This window comes from Paenibacillus ilasis, from assembly GCF_043195395.1.
Classification (GTDB): Bacteria; Bacillota; Bacilli; order Paenibacillales; family Paenibacillaceae; genus Paenibacillus_AQ; species Paenibacillus_AQ lautus.
The window spans coordinates 3,726,897-3,741,672 of sequence record NZ_JBHDJG010000001.1 but is presented as its reverse complement, the minus strand read 5'-3'; the positions used below and the strand labels follow the sequence as shown (position 1 = coordinate 3,741,672).

15 protein-coding genes are annotated in these 14,776 nt (G+C 50.2%); 14 read left to right on the top strand and 1 reads right to left on the bottom strand.

All coding sequences use genetic code 11. The annotated features are described in order from the left end of the window. Position 1 precedes the first annotated feature (1 nt). From aroB to ACETK5_RS16765, 13 genes are all read left to right on the top strand, one after another. Positions 2–1,096 (top strand): 3-dehydroquinate synthase, encoded by a 1,095-nt coding sequence (aroB, locus tag ACETK5_RS16825; protein ID WP_100536319.1) that lies wholly within the window; start codon positions 2–4, stop codon positions 1,094–1,096. Between the two features lie 3 nt (positions 1,097–1,099). Continuing rightward, positions 1,100–1,474, top strand: a complete 375-nt coding sequence (gene aroH, locus ACETK5_RS16820; protein ID WP_009595253.1) for a chorismate mutase — start codon at positions 1,100–1,102, stop codon at positions 1,472–1,474. 359 nt (positions 1,475–1,833) lie between these two features. Next, positions 1,834–3,387, top strand: coding sequence for an anthranilate synthase component I (gene trpE / locus ACETK5_RS16815; protein WP_326117881.1), 1,554 nt, complete (start codon positions 1,834–1,836; stop codon positions 3,385–3,387). Positions 3,388–3,406: 19 nt separating this feature from the next. After that, the gene (gene trpD / locus ACETK5_RS16810) at positions 3,407–4,447 is read left to right on the top strand and encodes an anthranilate phosphoribosyltransferase (protein ID WP_394056849.1); all 1,041 of its coding nucleotides are present in this window, start codon (positions 3,407–3,409) and stop codon (positions 4,445–4,447) included. Then, positions 4,437–5,246 carry an indole-3-glycerol phosphate synthase TrpC gene (trpC, locus tag ACETK5_RS16805; protein ID WP_394056847.1) on the top strand — a complete coding sequence of 270 codons (810 nt, stop codon included), beginning with the start codon at positions 4,437–4,439 and terminating at the stop codon, positions 5,244–5,246. The genes trpD and trpC overlap by 11 nt, the downstream gene beginning before the upstream one ends. Positions 5,247–5,258: 12 nt before the next feature. Further along, entirely contained in the window at positions 5,259–5,933 is a 675-nt protein-coding gene (locus tag ACETK5_RS16800) for a phosphoribosylanthranilate isomerase (protein ID WP_100536323.1), read from the top strand. After that, a complete protein-coding gene (trpB, locus tag ACETK5_RS16795) occupies positions 5,930–7,126 on the top strand; it encodes a tryptophan synthase subunit beta (RefSeq protein WP_394056845.1) in 1,197 nt (398 codons plus the stop codon). Before ACETK5_RS16800 ends, trpB begins: the two co-directional genes overlap by 4 nt. Continuing rightward, positions 7,123–7,929, top strand: a complete 807-nt coding sequence (gene trpA, locus ACETK5_RS16790) for a tryptophan synthase subunit alpha (protein WP_394056844.1) — start codon at positions 7,123–7,125, stop codon at positions 7,927–7,929. The genes trpB and trpA overlap by 4 nt, the downstream gene beginning before the upstream one ends. A 40-nt stretch (positions 7,930–7,969) precedes the next feature. Further along, the gene (hisC, locus tag ACETK5_RS16785; RefSeq protein WP_394056842.1) at positions 7,970–9,067 is read left to right on the top strand and encodes a histidinol-phosphate transaminase; all 1,098 of its coding nucleotides are present in this window, start codon (positions 7,970–7,972) and stop codon (positions 9,065–9,067) included. 53 nt (positions 9,068–9,120) lie between these two features. Beyond that, complete coding sequence (locus ACETK5_RS16780) at positions 9,121–10,209, top strand: prephenate dehydrogenase (protein ID WP_326097558.1); 1,089 nt, start codon at positions 9,121–9,123, stop codon at positions 10,207–10,209. A gap of 410 nt (positions 10,210–10,619) precedes the next feature. Beyond that, entirely contained in the window at positions 10,620–11,213 is a 594-nt protein-coding gene (locus tag ACETK5_RS16775; RefSeq protein WP_015734542.1) for an RNA polymerase sigma factor, read from the top strand. After that, positions 11,210–11,812 carry an anti-sigma factor family protein gene (locus tag ACETK5_RS16770; RefSeq protein WP_394056840.1) on the top strand — a complete coding sequence of 201 codons (603 nt, stop codon included), beginning with the start codon at positions 11,210–11,212 and terminating at the stop codon, positions 11,810–11,812. The genes ACETK5_RS16775 and ACETK5_RS16770 overlap by 4 nt, the downstream gene beginning before the upstream one ends. Positions 11,813–11,840: 28 nt before the next feature. Next, positions 11,841–12,428 carry a histidine phosphatase family protein gene (locus ACETK5_RS16765; protein ID WP_100536329.1) on the top strand — a complete coding sequence of 196 codons (588 nt, stop codon included), beginning with the start codon at positions 11,841–11,843 and terminating at the stop codon, positions 12,426–12,428. Positions 12,429–12,497: 69 nt separating this feature from the next. Here the strand turns inward: ACETK5_RS16765 and ACETK5_RS16760 are convergent, their stop codons facing one another. Then, positions 12,498–13,256: a methyltransferase domain-containing protein gene (locus ACETK5_RS16760; protein ID WP_394056838.1), complete on the bottom strand. Its 759-nt coding sequence runs from the start codon at positions 13,254–13,256 to the stop codon at positions 12,498–12,500. A gap of 364 nt (positions 13,257–13,620) precedes the next feature. Here ACETK5_RS16760 and ACETK5_RS16755 point away from each other — a divergent pair, with 364 nt between their 5' ends. Then, a complete protein-coding gene (locus tag ACETK5_RS16755) occupies positions 13,621–14,772 on the top strand; it encodes a hypothetical protein (protein WP_100536331.1) in 1,152 nt (383 codons plus the stop codon). Positions 14,773–14,776: the final 4 nt, after the last annotated feature.

Genomic DNA, 14,776 nt, shown 5'->3' with positions numbered 1-14,776 from the left:
TATGAGAACACTTCAGGTGGAACTGGGAGAGCGTTCATATCCGATTTATATCGGAGCTGGGATTTTGGATACCATCGGTGAGCTGATCGCGAAGCATGGGATTACAAGGAAGAGCCCACATTTGATCGTTACGGATGATAAAGTGGCACCTCATTATTTGTCGCAAGTGGAGGAGTTGTTAAAATCGGAAGGATACACGGTTATTTCCCATATTGTCCCTTCCGGTGAATCCTCCAAGTCGCTTCAAGTCTATGAAGAGGTAATGACTACAGCTATTAACGGCAAGCTGGACCGCAGCTCGGCAGTATTCGCGCTGGGTGGAGGCGTTGTAGGTGATCTGGCCGGATTCGTCGCGGCAACGTACATGCGCGGCGTGACGTTTGTTCAGATCCCGACCACCATTCTGGCCCATGATAGCAGCGTCGGCGGCAAAGTGGCGGTCAACCATCCGTTAGCCAAAAATATGATCGGTGCGTTCCATCAACCCGTTATGGTCGTTTATGATGTGAATACGCTGATGTCACTGCCTCCGCGTGAGGTATCCTCAGGTCTTGCGGAAATGGTGAAGCATGGTTTGATCATGGACCGTGATTTTGCTTATTGGTGCCGGGAGAATGGTCAGAAGCTGCTGAGCCTGGATCCCGATACGTTGATATATGGCCTGGAGCGCGGCTGCGCGATCAAAGCGGACGTGGTTTCCCAGGACGAGCGGGAAGGCGGTTTGCGTGCCATCCTTAATCTGGGTCATACCATCGGTCATGCCATTGAAGCCGTTGGCGGCTACGGACGCTTTTTGCACGGTGAGGCGATTGCAATCGGAATGGCCGGTTCGGCCCGCCTTGCCGAAAAGCTCGGCAGACCATCGGATCTGCACGACGAGACAGTGAGCATGTTGAAGGCGGTCAATCTGCCGGTAACCTTGCCGGGTGACGTCTCGGTTGAGCGAATTATGGACGCTATGCAGCACGATAAAAAGTTCGCCGAGGGGAATATGGTATTTATCGTACCGGAATCCATCGGCACCGTCAGCATCGTTAAGGATGTACCGGTAGAAGCTGTTCGATCCGTGGTTGAACAGTTGAAGGGAGAGGGATAGTTCATGATGAATCGGGGAATCCGGGGGGCGACAACCGTCACCCGCAACGATGAGCAGGAGATTGTACAGGAAACGCTGCGGCTGCTTGAAGAGATGGTGAGACGAAACGAGCTTCAGCCGGAGTATATCAGCAACATATGGATTACGATGACACAGGATCTGGATGCGACATTTCCGGCGAAAGCGATACGTCAGCTGGAGGGCTGGGATCTCGTCCCTTTAATGTGTTCGGTTGAAATACCGGTTCAAGGCAGTCTGCCGCGCTGCATCCGGTTTATGGTGCAGGTCAATACGGATAAAAGCCAGAGCGAGATTAAGCATGTGTATTTGAACGAAGCCAAGCGGCTGCGTCCGGATTTATCAGGCTCCAACGCTTGATGTAGAAATTTAGGGTTGCAGTAACACGGCATCATCCTGTATAGTGATATCAGAATAGCTGAGTAGAGTTAGGTTTTACAGATGAGTTGAGTTGAGAAGAGCTGAGGCATTTTAGGTAATAACATAATCGGGATTAAGGATGAACTTGATTTCATGATGAATAGTACAGCATGTTCGTACGGCTGGTTACAAGCCTATTTCTTGTATCCGTCTTTGGAACAATAGCCGCTGTAGTTCGTCGTTGAATGGGCTCTGAATTCCTTGACCGCGCTCTTTTTTTCATAGACTTTTTCTGAACATTAACCTCTACTTCGGTAGAGGTTTTTTTGTTGTATATCATCAATTAAGGAGGGATTGACATGGCGAATCCATCAATGGAGCAAGTGGTGGCTATGGCAGGTGAATATAACCTGATTCCGGTAGCGATCAGACTGTTAGCCGACATGGAAACCCCGATTCGCATTTTTCAGCGGTATGCGGAGCGGAAACGGGCATTTTTACTTGAAAGCGTTGAGGGTGGCGTACAGTGGGCGCGGTATTCGTTTATCGGAACAGACCCCTTCTTAATGATCACGGGCAAAAAAGGCAAGATCGAAATTGAAAGGAACGGAGAGCGTTCCCTGCTGGAAGGAAAACCTGTCGAGGAGTTAAAGGCGCTGCTGCGGACGTACCGCAGCCCGCAGCTGAAGGAGATGCCTCCTTTTACCGGAGGGGCTATCGGATTTTTCGGATATGACCTGCTCCAATATTATGAGAAGCTTCCGCCACATGCGATGGACGATCTCGGAATGGATGATATCCGGTTCATGTTTTGCGATCAAGTCATTGTCTTCGACCATGTGAAGCAGCAGATCATGCTGGTGGGCAACGTGCACGTGAAACCTGGAGATTCGGACGATACCATCCGTCAGACCTACATGGAGGTATGCCGTGCCCTGGAAGCGGCGGCCGAGCAGCTGCAAGAACAGGGACCGCGGGAGAACGTGAACTCCAGAGGCATTCCGGCTGATGTTGATATGGGTGACATTAAATCCAATATGACAAAAGAGAAGTACCTTTCCAACGTGGATCAAGCGAAGGAATACATTCGCGCAGGTGACATTTTTCAGGTGGTATTGTCCCAGCGCTTTCATATTGAGACCGAAGTATCGCCGCTTCACGTCTACCGGGTGCTGAGAACGCTGAATCCTTCGCCGTATATGTATTATCTCAAAATGGACGACGACATTATCGTAGGAACCTCGCCGGAAGCTCTGGTGAAGGTAGATGGACGAAGATTGGAAACAAGACCGATTGCAGGCACCAGACCTAGGGGCCGTGATGAGGCCGAAGACCAGGCGCTGGCTGATGATCTGCTGCAGGACGAGAAGGAACGCGCCGAGCATTTGATGCTGGTGGATCTGGGCCGCAATGACCTAGGCCGTGTGTCAGAGTTCGGCACGGTGAAGTGCGACACGTTCATGGAGATTGAAAAATACTCCCACGTGATGCATATGGTATCCAGCGTTTCCGGTCAGCTGAGCAAGGATAAGGATTTCTTCGATGCTTTTCTGTCCTGCTTGCCGGCAGGAACGGTATCCGGTGCTCCGAAACTAAGGGCAATGGAGATCATTGCCGAGTTGGAGCGGGAGGCCAGAGGCGCGTATGCGGGGGCCATCGGTTATCTGGGCTTTGGCGGCAACATGGATTCCTGCATTACGATCCGTACGATCATTTTTCGTCATGGCAAAGCTTACGTCCAGGCGGGGGCAGGCATCGTGTGGGACTCGGTACCGGAGAAGGAATATGAAGAAACCGTCAACAAAGCCAGAGGGATGCTGAAGGCAATCCGCGTCGCGGAAGCGATGTTCCCGTCCAGCACGAACGCTAACGATTTAATTAATCAGGATTACCTGTACCAATACACACCTTAAACCGAAGGAGGAGAACGTAATGAACGTCATGGAAACGATGCAATCCAGTCTTACGAAGCTGATTCAAGGTCAAGATCTGAGCCGGGAGGAAGCGCGCGGGGTCATGCAGTCCATTATGGAAGGCCAGGCAACCCATTCTCAAATCGGGGCGCTGCTTACGGCCTTGAGAATGAAGGGGGAGACGGTCGAAGAGATCACCGGCTTTGCCGAGGCGATGCGTGGTGCGGGCGGGCGCGTCGTTACCGAGCGAAACCAGCTGCTGGATACATGCGGCACCGGTGGATCCGGCATTCATAAATTTAACATTTCTACCGTATCCGCCATTATCTCCTCCTCGGTTTCGGTCAGAGTGGCCAAACACGGCAACCGCTCGGCATCGGGACGGGCGGGCAGTGCCGATGTGCTGGAGGCTCTGGGCGTCAATATTCACTTGACGGCAGAGCAAGCGACAGCCTGTCTGAACGATATCGGCATCTGTTTCCTATTTGCCCAAATCTATCATCCATCGATGAAATATGCGGCTGCTCCTCGCAAAGAGCTCGGGGTTCGAACCGTATTTAACATGCTGGGGCCTTTGACAAACCCGGCGGGGGCAGATCGGCAGATGCTCGGGATCTACGATATGAACAAAACGGAAACCATCGCGCAGGTGCTCAAAGAGCTTGGCTTGAAGCGGGCCATGGTGGTAACCAGCCATGACGGTTTGGATGAAATCAGCATCTCTGCGCCTACTCGAGTATCCGAGCTCCGCGGTGGAGAAGTCCGAACGTATGATATTCATCCGCATGATCTGGGGCTGGCGGTTCATCCGATGAGCGATATTCTGGGTGGCGATGCAAAAGAGAACGCGGCCATCATCGGATCGGTGCTGCGTGGTGAGCGCAGTGCTTATCGGGATATCGTGCTTGCCAATGCTGGTGCCTGCATCTATGTGTCCGGGCTTGCGGATAGTTTGGCCGAAGGTGTGCAGCGCGCAGCGGGAGCCATCGATTCAGGGCTGGCTCAGTCCAAGCTGGAGCAGTTGATCTCAAGAACGGGGGAAATGAGTTATGTATCTTGATCGAATAGTAGAAACGAAGCGCAGAGAGGTTGCTCAGCTGCGAGATACATTCAGCATCTCGGAGGCGGAGAGGCAAATAGCGGATTTACCGACGACTCTCGGTTTTGAGAAGGCGTTGTCCACGGGGCGTAAACGCAGCATGGGGTTAATCGCCGAGGTGAAGAAGGCTTCGCCGTCCAAAGGGTTAATTCGTCCGGACTTTGACCCGGTTATGATCGCCAAAGCTTATGAGGCAGCCGATGCCGATTGCCTATCCGTACTGACCGACAAGGACTATTTTCAGGGTAGCGGAGAGTATTTGAAGGCGGTAAGGGCAGCCGTCAACATTCCTTTGCTGCGCAAGGATTTTATTATTGACGAGACTCAGATTTACGAAGCGCGCCTGTTAGGTGCGGACGCGATTCTCTTGATAGCGAGCATACTGGATCCGCAGCGGATCGCGAATTTTATAGACATCGCTGGTTCCATTGGCATGGATTGCCTGATTGAGGTCCATGATGGGCAAGAGCTTGAATCGGTTCTTGGGCTGGGAACGGCGCAGCTTATCGGGATTAACAACCGCAATCTGCGGACATTTGAAACCTCGCTGCAGACAACGGCCGATATCGCGGCACAAGTCCCGGAGGGAGTTACGTTGATCAGCGAGAGCGGAATATCAGGCCCCGCCGATATTTCCTACTTGCATTATGTTGGGGCACATGGTGTTCTGGTAGGGGAGCATTTCATGCGCCAGCAGGACGTGTTCCGCGCGGTAAACGATCTGATGGGACCCTTGCCGATCGCTGCAGACATCGAATAAAGGGGATATTGGATGATGAGTACGACGCTAAAAATATGTGGACTTCAAAGCGTTGAAGTGCTAAAATCTATGATAAACTTACCTGTGGATTATATCGGATTCGTATTGGCCAAGAGTCGGCGTAAGGTAACGCCGCAGCAGGCTTCGCAGCTGATGCAAGTATTGCGGGAATGGGATCATGACAAGATTCCCGCCGCTGTCGGCGTCTTGGTTAACCCTGATGTGAATGAGCTGGAAGAGCTTCTACGAGAAGCAGCGCTCGACGTCGTGCAGCTGCATGGTCAGGAATCGCCGCAATTTTGCCGGGAAGTGAAGGAGCGCTTCCCGGTTTCCGTTTTTAAGGCGGTATCGATCGAGAGTGACCGTCCGGAAGCGGAACGTCTGTCAGCATTGGATGCGTATGCGGGCGCCATCGACGGATTGCTGATCGACACGTACGATCCGGTGTATGGCGGAGGGTCTGGCAAGACATTTGCCTGGGAGCTCATTCCGCCTTACCAGAAGTGGGCGAAAAAGCAAGGGATCCCCTTGTTTGTAGCCGGCGGATTGGATTCGGATAATGTATCGCATTTAATAGGTCAGTACGCTCCGTACGGCGTGGATGTATCCAGCGGCGTTGAGAGCGAACCTGGCGTAAAGGATATAAACAAAGTGATTGCATTCGTAGAAAGGGTGAAGGGGAAATGACACAACTTCCTGACCGTAATGGACGTTTCGGAGTGTTTGGTGGCCGGTTCGTACCGGAAACACTCATGAACGCTTTAATAGAGCTTGAACAAGAGTATAACCGCTTTTCGGAGGATCCTGCCTTCAAAGAGGAGATTGCTTATTTGCTTAAACAGTATTCCGGACGGGAAACGCCGTTATATTATGCCGAACGACTCAGCAATCACCTCGGCAAGGCGAAAATTTATCTGAAGCGTGAGGATTTGAACCATACAGGCGCACACAAAATCAACAACGCCATTGCTCAAGGCGTGTTAGCCAAGCGCATGGGCAAAGGCAAGGTCATTGCCGAAACGGGTGCCGGGCAGCATGGCGTTGCCACTGCAACCGTAGCCGCTCTGCACGGTCTCGAATGCAAGGTGTTCATGGGCGAAGAGGACACCAAACGGCAGCAGTTGAATGTATTCCGCATGAAAATGCTCGGTGCCGAAGTGATTCCGGTGACGTCGGGAAGCCGAACGCTTAAAGATGCCGGCAACGAGGCGCTTCGCTACTGGGTCAGCAACGTAGAGGATACCTTCTACGTGCTTGGATCCGCAGTAGGTCCGCATCCGTATCCGATGATGGTGCGGAACTTTCAGCGGATCATCGGTGACGAGACCCGCAAACAGATTCTGGAAACGGAAGGAAGACTTCCAAACGTGATTCTTGCACCAATCGGGGGAGGAAGCAATGCGATCGGCATGTTCTACCCGTTTCTGGAAGATAAGGAAGTCGGTTTGATCGGTGTCGAAGCGGCCGGCAAAGGGGTAGATACCGATTTTCATGCGGCTACCATGTCCAAGGGGACCCAGGGCGTATTCCAGGGATCGATGAGTTATTTGCTTCAGGATGAGTATGGACAGGTTCAGGAGGCGCATTCCATTTCTGCCGGCCTTGATTATCCCGGCGTTGGGCCTGAGCATTCCTACTTAAAAGATATTGAGCGTGTGCAGTATGTGCCTATAACCGACCAAGAGGCATTGGATGCCTTGCAGCTGCTTTGCCGCACGGAAGGCATTATACCCGCGCTGGAATCCGCGCATGCCGTAGCGCAAGCAGTAAAAATGGCGTCCGCGTGGACCGAAGACGATATCGTCGTCATTAATTTGTCCGGTCGCGGTGACAAGGACGTGGAGTCCATCATGGCTTACACGGGAGGGAAAACCGAATGAACCGAATCGACCAGACCTTTGCGTCGTTGAAACAGCAAAACAAGACGGCCCTGATTCCTTATTTGACCGTTGGGGATCCGGACGTAAAGTCGACGCTGGATATTATTGATGAGCTTGAAATTGCAGGGGCCGATATGATCGAACTCGGCGTTCCTTATTCTGACCCACTCGCCGATGGCCCGGTCATTCAGCGTGCTTCCGAGCGCGCCCTGAAGAGCAAGGTGACCATTCGCACTTGCATGGAGACCGCACGCTTGGCGAGAGAACGGGGCAGCAAGCTGCCGTTCATTCTGTTCACCTATTACAATCCGGTTCTGCAGACCGGACTGGATGTCTTCTTCGAAGAAGTGGTAAGGCATGATATCAGCGGACTGATCATTCCGGATCTGCCGGTGGAAGAATCCGAAGAGGTTCGGAAACGGGCTCATGCCGCGGACGTTCACCTAATTCCGCTGGTGGCACCTACTTCCCATGAACGGATTGCGAGCATCGCTTCGGAAGCGACCGGCTTTGTATATTGCGTATCCTCGCTTGGTGTGACAGGCGAGCGCACCGATTTTTATACGGGAGTGGAAACATTCCTTGAAACGGTGAAGCAGTACAGTAACGTGCCAATCGCGATTGGCTTTGGTATTTCGTCGGGCGAACAAGTTGCCAGATTCTCGAAAATCTGCGACGGCGTCGTTGTTGGCAGTGCTATTGTGCGTCAGATCGAATCAACCATTCCTCTGCTTGAGAAGGAAGTGACAAGACGTCAGGGACTTTTGCAAATCAGAGAGTTTGTGGCACAATTAAAAGGATAGTGTTGTGTTAAGCAGTTATGAAAGGTGAGGCGAATAACAAATGAAACCGAAAGCGCAAATTGTTAATCTTCCTGTATATCAACCCGGGAAGCCAATCGAAGAAGTCAAAAAAGAATTAGGCCTGGATGTTGTCATTAAACTGGCCTCCAACGAGAATCCGTATGGCTGCTCGCCGAGCGCAACCGAAGCGATTACCGCTGAACTGGGAGCGCTCAGCCTGTATCCGGATGGTAGTGCAGCCGATTTAACGGCGGAGCTTGCTGACCAGCTTGGTATTGAACGCAATCAGATTATTTTTGGATGCGGATCCGATGAAATCATCGCTCTCATTATTCGGGCGTTCCTGGAGCCGGGAGACGAAACCATTATGGCCGATCAGACCTTCTCGGTTTATAAAACGAATGCGGATATTGAAGGTGCAACAAGCATTGAGGTACCTCTGGTTAACGGGAAGCATGATCTGCCGGGCATGGCAAAAGCCGTTACGGACAAAACCAAAATCATTTGGGTGTGCAATCCGAATAATCCGACCGGAACCATCGTTTCTGAAAGCGAGCTGGTATCTTTCCTGGATGAAGTTCCTGCTCACGTGATGGTTGTTCTCGATGAAGCTTATTATGAATATGTTACGGACGCTTCGTATCCGGCCAGCATCCAATTAATGGAGCGTTATCCGAATCTGGTCATCCTGCGTACCTTCTCCAAAATATACGGCCTGGCTGCACTTCGCATCGGCTACGGCATCGGGCAGCCTGAGGTTATCTCCTTAATTAACCGAGTGCGTGAGCCGTTTAATACAGGACGTCTGGCCCAGGTAGCGGCGAAGGCAGCTCTGAAAGATCAGGAGTTCGTAGCTAAATGCCGTCAATTGAATGCCGAGGGAATCACTTATGTCCAGCGGGAGTTTGATCGTCTTGGGTTATCCTATTTTCCTGCGAACGGGAACTTCATCATGGTGGATGTGAAAAAGCCGGGCACCGAAGTGTTCAAGTCCCTGCTAAGCAAAGGCATTATCGTACGTCCTGGATTTGAAGTATACCCGAACTACATTCGCGTAACCGTTGGCTCTGAAGAACAGAACAAGGCTTTCATCGGCGCATTGGAACAAGTGCTGCAAGAAGTGAATGCACCAGCCTAATCTAATGACATAACAATAATCGCAGCTTGAAACGAGTGAGAGAGAACATGACCATGCAAATTTCTATATTCGGCGTCGGCTTGATCGGCGGTTCGTTAGCTTTAAATTTCAAAGGAAAACCAGGCATAACCGTTACCGGTTATGCCCACACGCAAGAATATGCGGACCAGGTTATCGCCAAGGGTGTTGTCGATAAAGTTACGCTTTCGGTAGAAGAAGCTGCCCAGGACGCGGACATCATATTTTTGTGTGTTCCGGTAGGAAGTCTGGAGATGTACATAAAACGTCTGAGTGAAATGCAGCTTAAACCCGGGTGCATTATTACGGATGTAGGCAGTACCAAAGCGAGTATTGCCGAATGCGCATCCCGGCTTGCGCTTAAGGATGCCTATTTTATCGGAGGTCATCCGATGGCCGGCTCGGAAAGATCCGGCGTAGGCGCTGCTTCCACCGTATTATTCGAGAATGCATATTATGTGCTTACTCCACCGGATGAAGTCCCACAGGAGAAGCTGGACGTACTTGTAGAGCTTCTGTCGTATACGCGTGCACATATTGTCAAGGTTGATCCAAGACTGCACGATGAAATTGTTGGAGCCATCAGTCATCTGCCTCATGTGATCGCCGTGGCTTTGGTGAACCAGATCAGCTCCTACAATGACGATAATCCATTGTACCGTACGCTGGCTGCAGGAGGTTTTCGGGATATTACCCGTATTGCTTCCAGCGACCCGGTCGTTTGGCGGGACATTCTATTAAATAATCGAAATGTCATGCTGCCGCTGTTACGAGACTGGAACGAAGGCATCCAGCGTTTCATGGATATGCTGGAGTCGAAGGACGGGGCGGCTATTGAAGAGGCCTTCCGCAGAGCGGGGGAATTCCGCAGCGTGCTCCCAGAGCGACGGAAGGGGATGATTGTATCCCAATACGATCTGTATCTGGACGTGCCTGACCATCCGGGTATCATCGGCCGCATAGCGACGGATTTGGGGACGAATAGCATCAACCTTAGCAACATGCAGATTATCGAGAGTCGGGAAGATGTGCCGGGCGTGATGCGCCTTTCCTTCCGCAATGAAATCGAGCAGGAGCGGGCTAAAGAGCTATTGTTGTCGCAAGGACACTCGGTGTACCAGTAATTTTCCGGTTGTTTTTAAACAACCGGAAATAAATGCGTTTTCAGTGTTGACAAAATGAAAACGTATACATATAATAAAAGTACAGTATGGTTTCTCTCCACTCCTATCCAAAATATTGCACTGTGTGCAACCGCCTTCAATGTTGAAGGCGGATTTTTTTTGTCTTTTTTCCTATCCGTGGCAAACCTGCTGCCACAAACCTGAACTTTTCTCCAATATGTGCTATAATGCTAGAGTGCTAGTGTAGAAGATTTGGGGAAATTGCCAAATACATAGAATAGTCAGACATCTTGAGGCGTAACTATATATGGTTTGACGGTACTTTTGCACAAATCCATGATCATTGCATCCGCGGAGATGTAAAGGACAGGGAAGAGGCACCGGATGGTGAAGGAGGAACGAAAAATCATATGACGGATTCCCAACTAATCCAAGAAATTAAGCAAGGCAATACCGAACTTTATTCCGAATTAATGCGGCGTTATCAGAGAAAAATATTAGCGTTTGTCTATCATATGTTAAAAAGTTCGCACATGGAGCTTATGGCTGAAGATTTATGTTCGGAAACATTTTATAAGGCGTTCCGGAGTTTGCACTCATTCCGGGAAGTGGATGCATCCTTCTCGACTTGGCTCTATACCATTGCCCGCAACACCGTGCTCAGCGAACTGCGCAAGCATCGGAGCGGCACATTGCCGCTGGAGGAGAGCGGGGTCGTGCCTGTGGCTCCACTGGAGGTTGCTCCTGAGCAGGCGATACTACGCAGTGAACGAGTACATATGGTAAGGGAAGCAATTAATAATTTACCGGAGAAACAGAGATCGGCGCTGATTCTTCGGGAGTATGATCAACTGGATTATCAGGAAATCGCAGATATTTTAGGTCAAAGCGTCAGTTCGGTTAAGTCATTGTTGTTCAGAGCTCGCGGCAGTGTCAAAATTCAGCTCGAACCCTATTTTTATGAGCCGGTTTTTGAGGATCTGAGAGGGATGAAGAATAGATGACTTGCGATGAAGCCCAAGAGCTGATGGAAACGGTCTGGGATTTGCCGGACAATGATCTGCAGCGACAACGGCTGATCGCACATGTTCAAACCTGCAGCTCGTGTGCAGCGGAGTACGAAATGTGGGTGGAAAGCCAGAACATGGTTCATGTTCTGGAACATGAGATCCCCGACATGGACGCTGAACAGATCAACCGCAACGTGATGGACCGCATCTATCGCGATTTCCCATGGCTGGTGGAGGAAACATCTAAGAGCCGGGCGGTAAGCCGAGTGTTCCGCAAGCGGCTGACTTTCATGATTGCCGGTTTTTTGGCTCTATTTGTTTGCAGCTTCGTTTATTTTGCAGCGACCGGCAACCAGCCGGAGCCGATTCCGGAAGAGGTAACGACAGGGATCATCCCTACGGGGGTGGCTGACACGGCCCAAACCCTGAACTCTCAGGACGATTACAACATTCCGAAAACGAACAGCGGCATTATTGATCCTTTTGTGGTTGATATGAGCCCGACCCAGCCAGAATATTGGATGATACTATCCCTGTTGGGCATTGGATTCGCCATGTTTTTCCTGAAGAGATTAAATCGGGTCAGAAGATGAAAAATGGTTAGGATGGAGGAGATGCGGCATGCAAATCGGCTTGGTTCGTCATGGATTAACGGATTGGAATGCGTTAGGCAAAATCCAAGGCCAAACGGACATTCCACTGAATGAGGAAGGTCGTCGTCAAGCGCGTTTGCTTGGGGATAGACTTCTGCAGGAGCCTTACCGATGGGACTTTGCGGTTAGCAGCGGACTCTCCCGTGCTGAGGAAACAGCTAAGATCATCTCGTCCATGCTGAACATTCCATTAATGCCACCGGATAACCGTTTGCGCGAGCGCAAGTACGGTCAGGTGGAAGGTTTGACAGCGGAGGAGCGTGAATCCCGGTTCGGTGCTGATTGGCATCTGTTGGATTTGGGACAGGAGACGGATCTGGAGCTCCAATCCAGAGGGCTTGTCTTTCTGGATGATATGTGGCATAAACACCCGGATGCCAATATTTTGGTTGTCAGCCACGGTGGATTTTTAGCGCAGCTATACAGGCTGGTGTGCCGCGGCGTTCTGAGCGAGCGGATCGGCAATCTGTCGCTTACGGTCCTGGAGAGAAAAGACGATGACTGGTCGCCCCTGCTGTTTAACTGTACCAAACATCTGTTGACAAAACAGTCGTAACATGGAGCTTCATGAATAGAAGTAAGAGCCTTCCCGCGGGAAGGCTCTTATTTGTTTCTAAGATGAGTTTTACGCTTCTGCTATTAAAATAAACCGATGCTGCTGCACCTCGAAGTAGCCCTTAGTCCGGATAACCTGATGAATCTGATATAAGGGTTCGACGTAGCGTTCAACCGTAAAATCCGGAATCTGCCAGGGGATCGCTTTTAGGTAATAGACCAGCGCACCGATGTCATAAAACCGCTGCGGTGAAAAGTCCTCCCGGCTGAAGGTGACGTTGAAGCGGTGATCCTGCAGTTCTTGGACAGCGGTTTCCAGATCCCAATGAGCGAACTCTTCATTTAACGGAACGCCAAACCGTTCGTTGATTCCATAACAGTCGGTTCCCCCGGCTTGCTGGGTTACGAACACGCCATGATCGTTTAGAATTCTTTGGATTTCCGCTACGGAATAAGACTCATGCTGATTGATGATCAGATCAAAAAAATGATCCTTCAAAGGCAGCGATGCATCCTCTTCAAAATAGACGACCTTTGCGCCAAGCGGCTCAAGTCTTTGCTGTGCAATCGGTACGTTTGGCTTATACCCTTCGGTTGCATAGACCGTTTTCGGAAGTGGATGGAGGGAGGATAAGAACTCTCCTCCGCCTGTCCCCATGTCCAGCATAGTTGTGGCGTCTCGCATGAACGGAATCACCATGCTGCCTAAAGACCAGGGTAGAGCATGGGACTGCATGCGTCCTGAAGCTGTAATGCGCGAAAAGTCCCATCCTGAAAAATGTTGATCCGCATCTTGAATAAAGGCCATAAATTCTGCATCTTTTATCATTTCTCATAACCTCCAAGCTTTTGATAATGAAAGGTTCTTTCATTTTTTGAAAAGCTCTTAAGGGAGGCCCCCGGATTCGATTTGCACCTAGTTATATCTCATGTTCTGGAGTTCTCATGATTTTGCTCCTCCTGTAGTGATTGAATAATTACCTTCATATAATCGGTTTATCATTTTATTCAAATGTAATACATCATAAGCGAATTCTCTGCAATAATCAGTAAGTATTCTATCATTAAATAAGAGAGCATAGTCATTTCTATATACAAATAAATAAAAAAATATTTCGTTAAACCGAAGTGTATCAGGTATCAAATGTCCAAAACCTTCCCATAATGGTTGTAAAACGGCGAGGCGATGGAAGATGAATCTAGCGGATATGCTCACATATGCCGATATTGGACAGCTTAGCAATATAGCGAATCACTATGATTGTGATGCTAAGCGGAATTCAAAGCATGAACTGATCCAGAGCATCCTGTCCAAGCTCGGACGCAGAGAGTTTTTCGAGGAGCAGGTCAGCAGCTTGTCCCCAAGCGATTTGCGTTTTCTGAACAACCTGGCATTTGACACTCGAACAGGCTACAGCCTGGAAGAATTGACGGCTGCGATCCGTCATGCGGCGGAAGTGGAGGAGAAAGATGATCAAGCTTCTTCAAACAAGAAAGCTGCCGCTGCCAAACCGGAAAGTCCGCGTGAGGCGGTCGCACGTTATCGCCGAAGCGGCTGGTTGTTTAACGGCTTTACCCATTCCACCAAGTATTTGTTTCAAGTGCCTTCGGATTTGAAGGAGCGGTTTCGTGACGTGCTGCGTGAACGGCTTCATCAAAATCTGCAGCGATTGAGTGATGACCCGGAAGTGTACCGGGATGAGCAGGGACTAGCCGCAGAAGATCTCATGCTGATTCTTAAATATGTCGGCAGACATGATATCGAGTTGAATCAGGAAGGATTTATGTATAGGCGAAATCAGCAACAGCTCATGAGTACGCTGCATATTACGGAACCGCTCATTACCAAGGGAGCATGGCGGTTCGGGTATGGCCGCTCCTGCATTGAATATCCCGATCGGTTTGCGCTGCTGTACGATTATGCTTACGCTAAAAAATGGATCAGGGAAAACAATGCCCGGTTGATCCTGACCGAAAGCGGAGCTGCGCTTATGGAGGAAGGAAATCAAGTTAGCGTGATACAGATATTCCGCTTTTGGTTAAGACTTTATAAAGGCGCAATTCCCAATATCACATCTCTTGTATACTGGATCAGTCAATGCGCAAGAGATTGGGTCACCGCAGCCTCTCTTTACGAATCGCTGGGCTGGCTAATCCGTCCTTTCTATTATGACAGTCCGCAAAACATTTTGGAGCAGCGGATTATCCGCATGCTGATGCATTTGGGGATGCTCAGAATAGGAGAGAGTCAGAGTATGGGAATTTCGTACAAAATGACCGCTCTTGGCTTAAAGGCCGCGGAAGCCGGCATACATATCAGCGATTCAAACGATTTGATTCTCTAGCATG

What these genes read in the sequence shown, in the direction of transcription:
- aroB (WP_100536319.1), top strand. Translation starts at nt 2, where the DNA reads ATGAGAACACTTCAGGTGGAACTGGGAGAGCGTTCATATCCGATTTAT.
- aroH (WP_009595253.1), top strand. Translation starts at nt 1,100, where the DNA reads ATGATGAATCGGGGAATCCGGGGGGCGACAACCGTCACCCGCAACGAT.
- trpE (WP_326117881.1), top strand. Translation starts at nt 1,834, where the DNA reads ATGGCGAATCCATCAATGGAGCAAGTGGTGGCTATGGCAGGTGAATAT.
- trpD (WP_394056849.1), top strand. Translation starts at nt 3,407, where the DNA reads ATGAACGTCATGGAAACGATGCAATCCAGTCTTACGAAGCTGATTCAA.
- trpC (WP_394056847.1), top strand. Translation starts at nt 4,437, where the DNA reads ATGTATCTTGATCGAATAGTAGAAACGAAGCGCAGAGAGGTTGCTCAG.
- ACETK5_RS16800 (WP_100536323.1), top strand. Translation starts at nt 5,259, where the DNA reads ATGATGAGTACGACGCTAAAAATATGTGGACTTCAAAGCGTTGAAGTG.
- trpB (WP_394056845.1), top strand. Translation starts at nt 5,930, where the DNA reads ATGACACAACTTCCTGACCGTAATGGACGTTTCGGAGTGTTTGGTGGC.
- trpA (WP_394056844.1), top strand. Translation starts at nt 7,123, where the DNA reads ATGAACCGAATCGACCAGACCTTTGCGTCGTTGAAACAGCAAAACAAG.
- hisC (WP_394056842.1), top strand. Translation starts at nt 7,970, where the DNA reads ATGAAACCGAAAGCGCAAATTGTTAATCTTCCTGTATATCAACCCGGG.
- ACETK5_RS16780 (WP_326097558.1), top strand. Translation starts at nt 9,121, where the DNA reads ATGCAAATTTCTATATTCGGCGTCGGCTTGATCGGCGGTTCGTTAGCT.
- ACETK5_RS16775 (WP_015734542.1), top strand. Translation starts at nt 10,620, where the DNA reads ATGACGGATTCCCAACTAATCCAAGAAATTAAGCAAGGCAATACCGAA.
- ACETK5_RS16770 (WP_394056840.1), top strand. Translation starts at nt 11,210, where the DNA reads ATGACTTGCGATGAAGCCCAAGAGCTGATGGAAACGGTCTGGGATTTG.
- ACETK5_RS16765 (WP_100536329.1), top strand. Translation starts at nt 11,841, where the DNA reads ATGCAAATCGGCTTGGTTCGTCATGGATTAACGGATTGGAATGCGTTA.
- ACETK5_RS16760 (WP_394056838.1), bottom strand. Translation starts at nt 13,256, where the DNA reads ATGATAAAAGATGCAGAATTTATGGCCTTTATTCAAGATGCGGATCAA.
- ACETK5_RS16755 (WP_100536331.1), top strand. Translation starts at nt 13,621, where the DNA reads ATGAATCTAGCGGATATGCTCACATATGCCGATATTGGACAGCTTAGC.